This window comes from Sphingomonas yantingensis, from assembly GCF_014199325.1.
In the GTDB taxonomy this organism is placed as follows: Bacteria; Pseudomonadota; Alphaproteobacteria; order Sphingomonadales; family Sphingomonadaceae; genus Sphingomonas; species Sphingomonas yantingensis.
In genome coordinates this window covers 90,616-103,507 of the sequence record NZ_JACIJJ010000001.1, presented here as the reverse complement: position 1 = coordinate 103,507, position 12,892 = coordinate 90,616, and the positions used below count along the sequence as shown (strand labels likewise).

The 12,892-nt window shown below is 69.5% G+C and carries 10 protein-coding genes; all 10 read right to left on the bottom strand.

Annotated features, from left to right (window positions below; genetic code table 11):
- Positions 1-46 precede the first annotated feature (46 nt).
- The 10 genes from FHR19_RS00540 to plsX all read right to left on the bottom strand — a co-directional run bounded on the left by FHR19_RS00540 (position 47) and on the right by plsX (position 12,883).
- Positions 47-1,576, bottom strand: coding sequence for an oligosaccharide flippase family protein (locus FHR19_RS00540; protein ID WP_184023249.1), 1,530 nt, complete (start codon positions 1,574-1,576; stop codon positions 47-49).
- 218 nt (positions 1,577-1,794) lie between these two features.
- Positions 1,795-4,545, bottom strand: a complete 2,751-nt coding sequence (polA, locus tag FHR19_RS00535) for a DNA polymerase I (protein ID WP_184023247.1) — start codon at positions 4,543-4,545, stop codon at positions 1,795-1,797.
- A gap of 56 nt (positions 4,546-4,601) precedes the next feature.
- Positions 4,602-6,173: a bifunctional phosphoribosylaminoimidazolecarboxamide formyltransferase/IMP cyclohydrolase gene (gene purH / locus FHR19_RS00530; protein ID WP_184023245.1), complete on the bottom strand. Its 1,572-nt coding sequence runs from the start codon at positions 6,171-6,173 to the stop codon at positions 4,602-4,604.
- A gap of 46 nt (positions 6,174-6,219) precedes the next feature.
- The gene (locus FHR19_RS00525) at positions 6,220-7,956 is read right to left on the bottom strand and encodes a heparinase II/III family protein (protein WP_184023243.1); all 1,737 of its coding nucleotides are present in this window, start codon (positions 7,954-7,956) and stop codon (positions 6,220-6,222) included.
- Positions 7,953-8,615 (bottom strand): ribulose-phosphate 3-epimerase, encoded by a 663-nt coding sequence (gene rpe / locus FHR19_RS00520; protein WP_184023241.1) that lies wholly within the window; start codon positions 8,613-8,615, stop codon positions 7,953-7,955. The genes FHR19_RS00525 and rpe overlap by 4 nt, the downstream gene beginning before the upstream one ends.
- A gap of 44 nt (positions 8,616-8,659) precedes the next feature.
- Positions 8,660-9,949, bottom strand: a complete 1,290-nt coding sequence (locus FHR19_RS00515) for an RsmB/NOP family class I SAM-dependent RNA methyltransferase (protein ID WP_184023240.1) — start codon at positions 9,947-9,949, stop codon at positions 8,660-8,662.
- Positions 9,950-10,139: 190 nt separating this feature from the next.
- Complete coding sequence (locus tag FHR19_RS00510) at positions 10,140-10,499, bottom strand: MerR family transcriptional regulator (protein ID WP_184023239.1); 360 nt, start codon at positions 10,497-10,499, stop codon at positions 10,140-10,142.
- 8 nt (positions 10,500-10,507) lie between these two features.
- Complete coding sequence (locus tag FHR19_RS00505) at positions 10,508-10,804, bottom strand: integration host factor subunit alpha (RefSeq protein WP_184023238.1); 297 nt, start codon at positions 10,802-10,804, stop codon at positions 10,508-10,510.
- Positions 10,805-10,892: 88 nt separating this feature from the next.
- The gene (locus FHR19_RS00500; protein ID WP_221228335.1) at positions 10,893-11,855 is read right to left on the bottom strand and encodes a beta-ketoacyl-ACP synthase III; all 963 of its coding nucleotides are present in this window, start codon (positions 11,853-11,855) and stop codon (positions 10,893-10,895) included.
- The gene (plsX, locus tag FHR19_RS00495) at positions 11,852-12,883 is read right to left on the bottom strand and encodes a phosphate acyltransferase PlsX (protein ID WP_184023237.1); all 1,032 of its coding nucleotides are present in this window, start codon (positions 12,881-12,883) and stop codon (positions 11,852-11,854) included. Before plsX ends, FHR19_RS00500 begins: the two co-directional genes overlap by 4 nt.
- Between the last annotated feature and the right edge of the window lie 9 nt (positions 12,884-12,892).

Genomic DNA, 12,892 nt, shown 5'->3' with positions numbered 1-12,892 from the left:
GGATATCATGCGCATCAAACGACTGATTGCCAATCGATCCTTGTGGTCAGACTGATCGTTGCGGCATCGTTTCAGGGGTTGGTTTCCGGGCGAACAGCGCGCGATCCTCGCGCTTGAACGCCCAGCGCCACAGGATGACGCCGTAGACGAGCAGCATCGCAGGGATGCCGGCCGACAGCTCGAGCCACTCCAGCCGCTTCGGCAATTGCACGAACGCCCAGCCGACGAGGCTGGTGGCGAGCACTGCCCAGGCCCACGGCCAGCGCCAAGCCGATACCGGCGCGCCGAGCAGCCGGGCAAGCAGCCGCGACTTGAGGATCGATCCGACGCCCAACGACAGCGCGAGGGCGACCGCTGGCATCGCCGCGGCCCACCCCTGCGGCCAGGCAAGCTGGCGCGCAACGAACAGAAGCACGAACGTCAGGGCCACTTGAAGGCCGATGACCGCCAGCGACAGCATCAGGTTGCGGTGGCGCGCTACATAGACCAGCCCCGCTTCCGCCACCGCGCCGTTCGCCGCCAGCACTTCGGCAAGCAGGAGGAAACAGAGCGCTCCCGATCCCGCGACAAACTCCGGTCCGACGACGCCCATCACGCCCTCGGCCGGAATACCGCCGATCAGCGCCAGCGCCGCCTGTGCCGCCATGATCCAGAAGCCGACCTGTCGAATCTGTGCCGCCACCGCCGCGCGGTCGTTTTCGGAGAGGCGGTGGGTGATGACGGGGCCGAGCACGGGGTCGAAGCTGGTCTTCAGCTTCTGCGGCAGCGAGGCGACCTGCTGCGCCATGTAGTAGATGCCGACGACAGCGGGCGGGAAGACGAGGCCGAGGATGAAGCGGTCGACGTTGCGCGTCCCCCATTCGATCGCGTCGGCACCGGCAAGCGGCGCGTTCTGGCGCGCCAGCGCGAACATCGGCGTCAGATGCGGGCGCCAGCCGGCGGGCAGGCCGTAGCTCTTGACGAAGGGCACGATGCTCGCCCCCAGCGCCGCCGCCATCGACAGCACATAGGCGATGATGAGCCCATCACGCGACGAGACATAGGACAGGCCCCAGGCGGCGATGCTGATCGTCCACGGCTCGATCACCGCGCGCGCGGTCACCGCCGCCTTGACGTTGTGGCGATAGGCGAGCGCGGCCAGCGACACGTCCGAGCAGGCGACGGCGAAGACGACGAGCGGCAGCAGCCGCTCCAGCCCGATCACCTGGCTGTTGGGGTACATGATCTCCGGAAAGACGAAGAGCACGCCGCTGGCGATCAGCGACAGGATCAGCGCGACGGCGAGCGCGTCCCAGACGACGTGCGCGTGCGGCCGGTCGGTCGCCGCCAGTGCCTGTGCCAGCCCACGCTTGAGGCCCAGCGTGGCGAGCAGCGCCGCCAGTTCGACCACCAGCACCGCGATCGCGAACCGCCCGACGATCTCCGGCCCATAGACGCGGCCCGCGATGAACAGGAACGGCAGCCGCGCGGCAAGGCGCAGGCCGAAGCCGATGACATTGGTGCGCCCGCCCTTGGCCAGCGCCGCGATATCGTCTTCGGCGCCGTCGGACGGCGTGGGGGCGGCGGGCACTGTCACGGTCGCCCGCCTCTAGGCGAAACGCGCGCGTCGCCAAAGCCCCGCGTCACGATTGCCGCACCGTTGCGGCAATCGCGCAACGGTGGGTCGGTGGGCCGCTCCACTATCCCCGTCACCCCGGACTTGATCCGGGGTCCCACTTCTTCTTGTCGAGACCAAAGAAGAAGGAAGAAGCGGGATCCTGGGTCAAGCCCGCGATGACGAAGCAAGAGGCAAGGTCAGTGCGCCGCGCCCCAGCTCGGCCCGACACCGATCTCGACGCCGAGGGGGACGGTGAGCTCGACCAAAGGCTCGGCCGCCGTCGCCATCACGCGCTCGATCACGGGCCGGGCCGCGTCCACGTCGCCCTCGGGCAGTTCGAAGACAAGTTCGTCGTGCACCTGCATCAACATCCGCACGTCGGGCAGCCCCGCCTCGGCCAACGCCGGGCCCATCCGCGCCATCGCGCGCTTGATGATGTCGGCGCTCGTCCCCTGAATCGGCGCATTGATCGCGGCTCGCTCGGCCCCCTGTCGCTCGTGCTGGACCTTGGAGCGGATGCGCGGGAAGTGCGTCTTTCGCCCGAACAGCGTTTCGGTGAAGCCGTTGGCGCGCACCGCCTCGGTCGTCGTCATGATGTAATTGCCGATGCCGGGGAACCGCTCGAAATAGCGGTCGATCATCGCCTGCGCCTCTTCCGCCGTGACGCCGAGACGACCGGCGAGGCCCCAACGGCTGATGCCGTAGAGGATGGCGAAGTTGATCGTCTTGGCCCGCCCGCGCGTGTCGCGGTTGACCTCCCCGAACAATTCGGTCGCAGTCAGGCTGTGGATGTCGTCTCCGCGCGCGAACGCATCGCGAAGCTGCGGCACGTCGGCAATGTGCGCGGCGAGCCTGAGCTCGATCTGCGAATAATCGGCGGCGAGGATGACATTGCCCGGCTCCGCCACGAACGCGTCGCGGATCTGGCGGCCGGTTTCGGTGCGGATCGGGATGTTCTGGAGATTGGGGTCGGTCGAGGACAGCCGCCCCGTCTGCGCGCCGGTCAGCGAGTAGCTGGTGTGGACGCGGTTGGTTTCGGGGTTGATCTGTTCCTGTAGCGCGTCGGTATAGGTGGACTTTAGCTTCGAGAGCTGACGCCAGTCGAGCACTTTCCGCGCAATCTCGACGCCCTCGCTCGCCAGGCGTTCGAGTTCGTTGACGTCGGTCGAATAGACGCCCGACTTACCCTTGCGCCCGCCCTTCAGCCCCATCCGGTCGAACAGCACGTCGCCAAGCTGCTTGGGACTGCCGATCGTGAAGGGACCGCCGGCAAGGCCGTGGATCTCGGTTTCCAGCGCCGCCATCTGGCCGGAGAATTGCTCGGACAGGCGCGCGAGCGTCGGGGCATCGACCTTGACGCCCGCCATCTCCATCTCGGCGATGACGCGCACCAGCGGGCGGTCGACGCGCTCGTAGACGGTGGTCGCGCGCTCATAAGGGAGCCGCGGCTTGAACCGCCGCCACAGGCGCAGCGTGACGTCGGCATCCTCGGCGGCGTAGCGGGTCGCGGCCTTCAGATCGACTTCGTGAAAGCCGAGCTGCTTCTTGCCCGTGCCGACCACGTCCTTGTACGCGATGCACGCGTGTGACAGGTGCGTCGCGGCCAGCTCGTCCATGCCGTGCCCGTGCAGCCCGGCATCGAGGTCGAAGCTCATGACGATCGTGTCGTCATACGGCCCCACGCGAATCCCCGCGCGGGCGAGCATGATGTAGTCGTATTTCAGATTGTGGCCGATCTTGAGGACGCTTTCGTCCTCCAGCAGCGGCTTGAGCTTCGCCAGCACCGTCTCGCGCGGAAGCTGCTCGGGCTTCTCCGCGAACATGTCGGTGCCGCCATGTGCGATGGGGATGTAGCAGGCGCGGTTTGGCTGAAGCGCGAGGCTGACGCCGACCAGCTCGGCGCGCATCGGATCGGTGCCCGTCGTCTCGGTATCCACCGCGACCCAGCCCTGCGCGCGCGCCTCGTCGATCCAGCGATCGAGCGCGCCCTCGTCCACCACGGTCTCGTAGCCGTCATGGTTGCAGGGCGGGTCCTCTTCCTGCTGCGCGACCGGCGCGGCGGCGGTCGCGGCCGGCGCATCGGCGACGGACGACAGCTTGGCGAGCAGCGAGCGGAAGCCGTGATGGTCGAGGAAGGCGCGCAGCGGCGCCTCGGGAATCCCCTGCATCTCCAGCGCGTCGAGCGGGTCGGGCAGCGGCACGTCGCACGACAGCGCGACCAGCCGGCGCGACAGCCGCGCCATCTCCGCATGCTCGATCAGGTTGTCGCGCAGCTTGCCCTTCTTCATCTCGGGCGCGGCGGCCAGCACCCCCTCGAGGTCGCCATGTTCGAGGATCAGCTTGGCCGCGGTCTTCGGCCCCACGCCCGGCACGCCCGGCACATTGTCGACACTGTCGCCCATCAGCGCGAGCACGTCGCCGAGCTTCTCCGGCCCGACACCGAACTTCTCGACGACGTGTTCGCGCCCCAGCCGGCGGTTGTTCATCGTGTCGTAGAGGTCGAGGCTGCCGTCCTCGACCAGCTGCATCAGGTCCTTGTCGGAGCTGACGATCGTCACCTGCCAGCCTTGCGCGAGCGCCGCCTTGGCATAGCTGGCGATCAGGTCGTCGGCCTCCCACCCCTCCTCCTCGATGCACGGCAGGCTGAAGGCGCGCGTCGCGTCGCGGATCATCGGGAATTGAGGGACCAGGTCCTCGGGCGGCGGCGGGCGATGCGCCTTGTACTGGTCGTACATCGCGTTGCGGAAGGTGTGCGACGACTTGTCGAGGATGACCGCCATGTGGGTAGGGCCGTCGGCCTTGTGCAGCTCGTCGGCGAGCTTCCACAGCATCGTCGTATAGCCATAGACCGCGCCGACCGGCTCCCCATGCTTGTTGGTGAGCGGCGGCAGGCGGTGATAGGCGCGGAAGATATAGCCCGAGCCGTCGACGAGATAGAGATGTGGCATGGCGCGAGAGATAGCAGCGCCCGCCGCCGATTGCGACGGGCGTTCGCGCGGCGCGCTCAGTGCCGGAAGTGGCGCATCCCCGTGAATACCATCGCGAGCCCCGCTTCGTCGGCGGCGGCTATCACTTCCTCGTCGCGGATCGAGCCGCCGGGCTGGATGACCGCGGTCGCCCCCGCCTCCACCGCCGCGAGCAGGCCATCGGCGAAGGGGAAGAACGCGTCGGAGGCGACCGCTGAGCCGATCGTGCGCGCCTCGGCCCAGCCGGCCTTCTCGGCGGCGTCGCGTGCCTTCCACGCGGCGATGCGCGCGGATTCGAGGCGGTTCATCTGCCCCGCGCCCACGCCCGCGGTCGCGCCGCCCTTGGCATAGACGATCGCATTCGACTTGACGTGCTTGGCGACGGTCCAGGCGAAGCGGCAGTCGGCGAGTTCCTGCTGCGTCGGCTGCCGCTTCGTCACCACCTTGAGGTCGAGATCCGCGAGCGTGCCGCCGTCGCGCGACTGGACCAGCAGGCCGCCGGCGATCGACTTGATCGCAAGGCCCGGGCGCGCCGGGTTGGGCAGGTCGCCGGTCAGGAGCAGGCGCAGGTTCTTCTTGGCCGCAAACACCGCCCTCGCCTCGTCATCCGCATCGGGGGCGGCGACGACCTCGGTAAAGATTTCGCTGATCGCGCGCGCGGTCTCGCCGTCGAGCGGGCGGTTGACCGCGACGATGCCGCCGAACGCCGACACCGTGTCGCAGGCGAAGGCGGCGCGATACGCTTCGATCAGCGTCTCGCCGGTGGCGACGCCGCAGGGATTGGCGTGCTTGACGATGACGACGGTCGGCGGGCCGTCGCGGAACTCGCTCACCAGTTCGAGCGCAGCGTCGGCGTCGTTGTAGTTGTTGTAGCTGAGCGCCTTGCCCTGCACCTGCGCCGCCTGCGCGATGCCGTTCGCGCGCGGGCCGCGGGGGATGTAGAGCGCCGCCGACTGATGCGGGTTCTCGCCATAGCGAAGCTCGTCGGCGCGGGTGAAGGCGAGCGGCAGGGTCGCCGGGAACCGCTCGCCCTGATCGGCGAAGGCGAACCACTGCGCAATCGCCGAATCATAGGCGGCGGTTGCGGCGTACGCCTTAGCCGCGAGCATCCGGCGCTGGTCCAGCGTCGTCTCGCCGCCCTCGACCAGGGCATAGTCGGCGGGGTCGGTGACGATCGCGACATAGGCGTGGTTCTTCGCGGCCGAGCGGACCATCGACGGGCCGCCGATGTCGATATTCTCGATCACCTCGTCGCGCCCCGCCCCCTTCGCGACGGTCGCCTCGAACGGGTAGAGATTGACGACGACAAGGTCGATCGCGCCGATTCCGTGCGTCGCCATCGCCGCGGCGTGCTCGGCATCGTCGCGCACCGCGAGCAGGCCGCCATGCACCATCGGGTGCAGCGTCTTGACCCGCCCGTCCATCATCTCGGGAAAGCCGGTGAGGTCGGCGATGTCGCGCACCTCGAGCCCAGCGTCGCGCAGCGCCTTGGCCGTGCCGCCGGTCGAGACGAGTTCCACGTTCCTCGCGGCGAGCGCGCGGCCCAGATCGACGATGCCCGTCTTGTCGGAGACGGACAGGAGCGCGCGGCGGATGGGAATGCTGGTCATGCGCGCGCGGTTAGGCCGATGGCGCCGGGCGCGCAACCCGTCAGGATCAGCGCGAGCGGTGGAAGGCCCAGCTGATGCTCGCACCCCCCGGCGGCGCCTCGCCAGTGAGGACGAGCTGGCGCGTCGCGATCGGGCGGCCGAACGCGTTGATCCAGAGGCTTTCCTCGATCGTCAGCGCGGCGCCCTTTGCCCGAAACTGCCACAGGAGTTGTCCCGGCAGGCGCAGGAACGCCGCCTGGCCATCGGCGGTCGGCGCGATCTCGACATCGGGGGCGAGGTGGAAGCGGATCGCGAACGGCACCGGATCGCGGCGGCGACGCCGCCCCTCGGGCAGCAGCATGTCCTCGCCGCGCAGGTCGCGGCCGTCATTGCCGAGCGCGAGCAGGCGGCGATGGACGAGGCCGAAGCGGCGGACATAGCCGTTGTGACTCGCCTCCAGCCGGCTCGTCGCCTCACTCTCCTGCCGCGACAGTTCGATCTCGGCTACGCCCTTGCCGAGCGTGCCGTCGGCGTGGAGCGCGGTGGAGTTCGAATCGCCCAGCACCAGCGTCGAATGGGCCGCGGTCGTGCGCAGCCCCTCGGCCAGCGATGCGGGCACCTGTGCCACCGCGGAGCGCGCGCCGCCGCAATTGACGACGATGCGGCTCACCCCGTCCGACAGCTCGAAAGCGAGCGTCGAGGCACAACCGCCATCGACCATCCGCGCGACCGGCGGCGGCGCGGCATCGACGATGACCAGCGTGTTGCCCGCCGACAGCCGCTGATACCCCCAGTCGCGTGCCTGGCGCAGCGGGCGGACGCGCGCACCGGTCGCCTCGATCGTCTGGACGATCAGCTCGGGATCCTGCGGACAGCTACCCTGCCAGCTCGACAACGCCTTGTCGCCATGCATCACGCCGAGCAGCGCGGAGACCATCTTGGGCAGCCGCTCGGCCACCGGCTCGGGCAGGTCCATGCGGCGCGCGGCATAGGTACCGCGCAGCATCGTCACGAGCTGGATGGCGTCGTAGAGCGAGGCGGGTGAGCGGCCGACGATGCCGCCGTCATCGGTCAGCGAGGCGGCAAGCGCCTTGATGAGCCCCGCCTCTCCGAACACGCGGCGCGGATCGCCGCCGGGGATCATCAGGCCGGCGGCCACGACGCCGCACCACGCGGCGATCCGCGGCGCGCCCGCCGGTGCCTTGTCCGCCGTGCGATCCAGATGCCGCGCGCCGCGGGCGAGCGCGTGGAGGACGTTCGAGCGATAGACGAGGTCGGTCGACGACAGGATCAGCGGCGCATGCGCGGTCCAGTAGAGGATCCGCCGACCCCACAGGTCGGGGCGCCACGCGGGCTCGGAGATCGTCGCCCCGTGCGCGGCGATCCACTGGCGCATGATCGCCTCGGCGATCGGCGCGCCGACCTGACGCGTCGTGACGCTCGACAGGTCGCGCAGCCAGGCAAAGGCGTGGAGATGCTCGCCATAGCTCTTCGAAAAGCTCGGCTTGTCGAGGCCGAGCATCCCCACGGGTAGCGCCTCGCCGCGGAAACTCAGCTCTCCGTCGAGCAGCGCCTGCCCGCGCTCGACATCACCGAAGAACGGATCGTCGGCGACGGTCAGCAGCTTGAGCGGGTGCCGGCCCTTCAGCTTCAGCGTATGGATCGGCGTGCGCCAGGTCAGGCGGTGAAACCGCTCGGCAATCCGCTCGGACAGCGACAGGCCACCGTCGCCGCCCTGGCGGATCAGCCGCTTGCCCTCCTCGATCCCGTCGGCGCCGGGATCGAGCGGGGGCAGGTCGTTCAACCCGCCCTCAACGCGGCGATGTTGGCGGCGTAATGCTCGGGCCCGCCGCGGAAGGCCGCGGTGCCGGCGACCAGTGCATCGGCGCCGGCCGCAATCACCCGCGCAGCGTTTGAGGCATCGACGCCGCCGTCGACCTCGAGGTCGATGGGCTTGCCGAGCTTGTCGATCGACTTCCTGATCGCCTCTATCTTGCGAAGCTGGCTTTCGATGAACTTCTGCCCGCCGAAGCCGGGATTGACGCTCATCACGAGGACGAGGTCGATGTCCTCTAGCAGATAGTCGAGCATCTTGGCGGGCGTGGCGGGGCAAAGCACGACGCCCGCACGCTTGCCCAGCGCCTTGATCCGCTGGACGGTGCGGTGCGAATGCGGCCCGGCCTCCGGGTGGAAGCTGATGCAGTCGGCGCCCGCCTCGGCAAAGGCCTCCAGGAACGGATCGACGGGCTCGATCATCAGATGGACGTCGAAGGGCTTGGCCGAATGCGGGCGCAGCGCCTTCACCACCGCCGGGCCGATCGTCAGGTTGGGGACGAAATGGCCGTCCATGACATCGACATGAATCCAGTCCGCGCCAGCCGCGTCGATCGCGCGCACTTCTTCGCCCAGCCTGGCGAAGTCGGCGGACAGGATCGAGGGGGCGATACGGACGGGGTTGGCCATGATCGCGCTTCCTTAGCAGCGCGAGCCGCGGCGGCAATGTTCATTCACGTCCGGCGAAGTCGCGCGATGAAAAAGCCGTCGAGTCGGCCGGCACCGGCAAGCATCGTCGGCAGCGTGCGTACCGTGCCATCTTCGCGCGGCGCAATGCCGGCGGGAAGCTCGTCGGCAGTTGCCCGCTCGATCGCATAGTCCGATCGGTCCGACAAGAAGCGGGCGAGCTGCTCCTCGCCCTCCGCCGGTTCGAGCGAGCAGACGGCGTAGACGAGGCGGCCACCCGGCTTCACCCAGTCGGCGGCGCGCGCGAGCATCGCGGCTTGTAGCGCCGCCGTCTCGGCGATCAGGCCGGGATGCGCGCGATGGAGCACGTCGGGATGGCGGCGGTAGATGCCCGTCGCGCTGCACGGCGCGTCGAGCAGGATCGCGTCGAGCGGCGCCTCCGGCTGCCACCTCAACGCGTCGGCGGCGACCAGTTCGGCGTCGAGGCGCGTGCGCTCCAGATTCGCGCGCAGCCGCGTGAGGCGATTCTCGGCAATGTCGAGCGCGACCGTGCGCCAGCCGGCCGCGGCGAGCTGCATCGTCTTGCCGCCGGGCGCGGCGCACAGGTCGAGCGCGGTGCCGGCGCCCCTGCCGATGAGCCGCGCGGGGATCGTCGCGGCGAGGTCCTGCACCCACCACTCGCCCTCGGCATAGCCGGGCAGCGCGGCGACGTCGGTGCCGGGGGCGAGGCGGACATGACCGGGGGCGAGGCTGACGCCGCCGAGCCGCTCGGCGATGGCCGCAGTCGTCGTGCGATCGCGCAGGGTGAGGTCGACGGGCGGCGGCGCGGCGATCGCGGTGCGCGCGGCCTCGACCATCGCGGGACCGTGCGCCTGTTGCCAGCGCGTCTCGACCGCTTCAGGCAGCGCGGGCAGGTCGGGGAGCGCCGCGTGCCCGCGCATCAGCGCGCCGAAGACGCCATGGACCAGCTTGCGCGGACCGCCATCGACCAGCGGCAGCACGGTCGCGATCGCGGCATGCTGCGGCGTGTCGAGGCGCAGCGCCTGGACCAGCGCGATGCGCAGCACCGTGCGCGCCTTGGCATCGTCGGGTAGCCGCTGGCGTGTCGCACCGTCGATCAGTGCGTCGAGATCGGGCAGCCGGCGGAGCGCTTCTGCTGCAATGGCGTGGGCGAGGCCGCGATCGGCGGGCGACAGCCCCTCGCCCGCGCGCGGCAGCGCCGCCTCCAGCGCCTGTCCGCGGCGCAGCACGGCATCGAGAATGCGCAGCGCCGCACGACGCGGCGCGGTGCCGACGGGATCGAAACGGGGGCGATTGGGGTGACGGTGCTGTGGCAAGCCGTCGCTCTAGTGCCAAGCGGCGCGGAGGTGAAGGGCCTCGTGGAAGCACGGTGCCGACGCCACGCTTGTCCGTACCCCGGCGAAGGCCGGGGTCCAGTTTCGATGCCTTTGCCAGTCAGCCACCGACGCCTTCCCATCTGGACCCGGCCTTCGCCGAGGTACGGCATGTTACGACGAACGAACCGCGCTACCGCGCGTCGTGGTCGAGCGCGGCGGCAAGGTGATCGCGCAGGATATGGAGCGGGCCGCGCTTCGGGTCGAGCGTAGGTTTTTCAGGCGCCGCCTTCCGCCGCGAGCCCGCCTCACTCGCCAGCAATTGCTGCACGCCGCGGATGGTGTAGCCCTGTCGGCTGAGCAGGTCGTCGATGCGGCGGACCAGCGCCACATCCTCGGGCCGGTAATAGCGGCGCTGGCCCGCGCGGGTCAGCGGCCGGAGTTCGGGAAATCGCTGTTCCCAGTAACGCAGGCGATGCTGCGGCAGGCCGGTTTCCTCGGCGACCTCGCCGATCGTGCGAAAGGCGTTTTCGGCCTTCGCCCGGCCCGTCATGGCAGCGTTCAGGCGCCCGCGACGATGCGGTCGCGCATCATCTGGCTGGCGCGGAAGGTAAGCACGCGGCGCGGCGCGATCGGCACCTCGACCCCGGTCTTGGGATTGCGGCCGATCCGCTCGCCCTTGTCGCGCAGGATGAAGCTGCCGAAGCCGGAAATCTTGACATTCTCGCCCTTGGCCAGCGCCTCGCACAGATGGCCGAGGATCTGCTCGACCAGCTTCGACGAATCGTTGCGCGACAGGCCGACTTCGCTGTGCAGCGCTTCGGCAAGATCGGCGCGAGTGAGAGTTCCGGCCTGCATCGAGAATTGCTCCCCAACCTGTTTTGTAAAAGGGATGTTATCGTAACAGCGGTCCCGGCCCAAACCAAATCCGCGTTAGTACGATGTTTCAATAGCGGACGACGGCGGCGCCCCAGGTGAAGCCGCCGCCCATCGCCTCCAGCACGAGGAGCTGGCCGCGCTGGATTCGCCCGTCGCGAACCGCGGTGTCGAGCGCGAGCGGGACCGATGCGGCCGAGGTATTGGCGTGCTGATCGACGGTCACGACCACGCGCTCTGGCGACAGGTCGAGCTTGCGCGCGGTGGCGTCTAGGATGCGGGCGTTCGCCTGATGCGGGATCAGCCAGTCGATCTCGGACGGATCGTGGCCGGTCACTGCCATCGTCTCGCGCAGCACGGCAGCGAGGTTGACGACGGCGTGGCGGAACACCTCGCGCCCCTTCATGCGCAGCTTGCCGACGGTGCCCGTAGTCGACGGGCCGCCATCGACATAGAGAAGCTCGTTGTGCCGCCCATCAGCATGCAGGCGGACGGCGAGGATCCCTTCGTCCTCGACCTCGCGCCCCTCCAACACGATCGCGCCGGCGCCGTCGCCGAACAGGACGCAGGTCGTGCGATCCTCCCAGTCGAGGATGCGGCTGAACGTCTCCGCCCCGATCACCAACGCGCGGCGGTGCGCGCCCGCACGGATCATCGTGTCGGCGACCTGGAGCGCGTAGAGGAAGCCGGAGCAGACCGCGGCCACGTCGAACGCGACGCAATCGTCGATGCCGAGCGCCGCCTGAACGCGGGTGGCGGTTGCGGGAAAGGTCTGGTCCGGGGTGGCGGTCGCCAGCACGATGAGGTCGATCGCCTGCGCCTCGATCCCTGCCGCCTCGAGCGCGCGGCGCGCGGCGTCGGTGGCGAGTGTCGAGGTCGTCTCGCCCTCGCCCGCCAGGTGGCGGAAGCGGATGCCGGTGCGCTCGACGATCCATTCGTCGGTCGTGTCGACGGTCTGCGACAGCTCCTCGTTCGACACGCGCCGGGCGGGCAGCGCCGCGCCGGTGCCAGCGATCACCGCGCGGATGCTCATGCCGCGCGCGCCTCGATATTGCCGAGGTCCTCGCCGATGCGGCGGGTCAGGTCGTCGTCGACCAGCTTGGCGGCGAGCTTCAGCGCGTTGGCGATGCCGATCGCGTTGGCGCCGCCATGGCTCTTCACGACAAGCCCGTTGAGGCCGAGAAAGATCGCGCCGTTGTGGTTGTTCGGATCGAGATGATCGCGCAGCAACTGCGTCGCGGGCCGCGAGATCAGAAAGCCGATCTTCGACCGGATCGAGCTCGAAAACGCGCGGCGCAGCAGGTCGGCGACAAAGCGCGCGGTCCCCTCCGCCGTCTTGAGCGCGATGTTGCCCGAAAACCCGTCGCAGGCGATCACGTCGACCTGCCCGCGCGACAGGCGATCGCCCTCGATGAAGCCGGTGAACGCCATCGGCAGGTGCGATGCGCTGCGCAGTCGCTGCGCCGCATCGCGGATGATGTCGGTGCCCTTCAGATCCTCGGTGCCGATGTTGAGCAGCGCGACGCGCGGCCGGTCGAGATCGAGCGCGGTGCGCGCATAGGCCGCGCCCATCACCGCGAACTGGACGAGGTTGCGGGCATCGCACTCGGTATTCGCGCCGAGGTCGAGCATCACCGTGTCGTTGTCGCCAAGGCTGGGCAGCAGCGCGGCAAGCGCGGGACGGTCGATGCCCGGGATGGTGCGCAGCGACAGCTTCGCCATCGCCATCAGCGCGCCGGTATTGCCAGCGGACACGGCCGCACCCGCGCGCCCCTGTTTCACGGCATCGATGGTCAGGCCCATCGAGGTGACGCGGGCGCGGCGAATCGCCGTGCTCGGCTTCTCGTCCGAGCCGACGGTTTCGGGGGCGTGGACGATCTCGACCCGCGGGCCGAGCGCCGGATGCGATTCGAGCGCGGCGCGAATCGCCGCCTCGTCACCCACTAATAGGAACGACAGGTCGGGCCGATCGGCGGCGGCACGCGCGGCACCGTCGAGGATGACGGCGAGACCACCGTCGCCGCCCATCGCATCGACGGCGATCCGCGTGCTCTCCGCCATATCCGCTTG